This is a genomic window from Paenibacillus sp. N3.4 (genome assembly GCF_008017805.1).
GTDB lineage: Bacteria > Bacillota > Bacilli > Paenibacillales > NBRC-103111 > Paenibacillus_E.
Genome location: NZ_VRTT01000190.1, coordinates 1 through 1,686 on the forward strand (window position 1 = coordinate 1; position 1,686 = coordinate 1,686).

At 36.8% G+C, this 1,686-nt stretch carries 1 protein-coding gene; it reads left to right on the plus strand.

Features of this window, described 5'->3' with window-relative positions; genetic code table 11:
- The first annotated feature begins 115 nt into the window (after window positions 1-115).
- On the plus strand, window positions 116-1,567 hold the full coding sequence (locus tag FU659_RS34860; protein ID WP_147951724.1) for an IS1182 family transposase: 1,452 nt from the start codon (window positions 116-118) through the stop codon (window positions 1,565-1,567).
- The last annotated feature ends 119 nt before the right edge of the window (window positions 1,568-1,686 follow it).

The following is a 1,686-nucleotide window of genomic DNA, read 5'->3' on the forward strand; positions in this document are numbered from 1 at the left end:
GAGGCCACTGAAAAAGTCCACAAAAAATAAACAGGTATCTTTTGCGCAATTTATTTGTGTGAAAGACGCCTGTTTTTTTGTATAATAAAGGTATCAAAATCAGGTGGTGTTTCGGATGATCTCCAACCAACAGTCCCTTATTCTTAGTCCATTTATGGCTATTTACGATATCGTAGTGCCTAAAGATAATATGTTACGTCAAATAAACGATCTCGTAGATTTTTCATTTGTCCATGAAGAATTGCAGAATAAATATTGCTTGGACAATGGTCGCAATGCAGTGCCTCCCATTAGAATGTTTAAATATTTATTGCTCAAATCAATCTTCGATTTATCAGATGTAGATGTTGTGGAACGTTCTAAATATGACATGTCTTTCAAATACTTCTTAGATATGGCTCCAGAAGACGGGGTTATCGATCCTAGTTCACTTACGAAGTTTCGTAAACTTCGCTTGAAAGATGTGAACCTACTCGACATGCTGATTCAAAAAACAGTGACAATCGCATTGGAAAAAGACATTATTAAGAGCCGCTCTATTATTGTGGATGCTACCCACACGAAATCACGCTTCAATCAGCAATCACCAAAAGAAATATTGATGGAGAAGTCCAAACTGTTACGGAAAGCAGTATACCAGATCGATGAAAAATTGAAGGACAAGTTCCCACCGAAAACAACAACTAACGAATTAGAAGATGAACTGGACTATTGCCAAAAAGTAATTGATGTCGTGGAAAAAGAAGAAGCCATCCGCGAGTATCCAAGGGTAAAAGAAAAACTGAACTACTTGAAAGAAATCGTAGAAGATCACCATGAACACCTTCAACTCTCGAATGATCCAGACGCACGTGTGGGTCACAAAACTGCGGATTCCTCTTTCTTTGGCTATAAAACTCATATTGCAATGAATGAAGAACGTATTATTACAGCTGCTGTAATAACGACAGGTGAAAAAAGTGATGGAAAACAATTGCAAACATTGATAGAAAAAAGTCGTAAAACTGGTATGGAAATCGATATCGTTATTGGAGATACAGCCTATTCAGAGAAAGATAATATCCAGTATGCTAACCAAAATGAATTGCACTTAGTATCAAAATTAAACCCATTAATAACACAAGGGACTCGTAAAAAAGAAGATGAATTTGAGTTTAATAAAGATGCAGGAATGTACGTTTGTAAAGCGGGGCATATGGCGATTCGTAGGGCACGTACGGGAAGAAAAAATGCAGGAAAAAATCAAGTAGATGCCTACTACTTTGATATCGATAAGTGTAAGCAATGCCCGTTTAAAGAAGGTTGTTATAAAGAAGGAGCAAAATCAAAAACCTATTCAGTCACCATTAAATCAACCGAGCATAGCGAGCAACACGTTTTTCAAGAAAGTGAATACTTCAAAGAGAAGGCAAAAGAGCGCTATAAAATTGAAGCGAAAAATAGTGAGTTAAAACACAGACACGGGTATGATGTAGCCACTACCTCGGGTCTAGTTGGCATGCAAATGCAAGGTGCACTTGCGATATTCACTGTCAATCTCAAAAGAATAATGACGCTAGTAAAGTAGAATACATGAAGAAGACCATATAAATAATGGCGAATTCTCATTCAGATTGAATGGAAATTCGCCATTATCAATTTAGATCTATTTCAGAAAATTAAAAGCGCACCTTTTTCAGTGGCCTC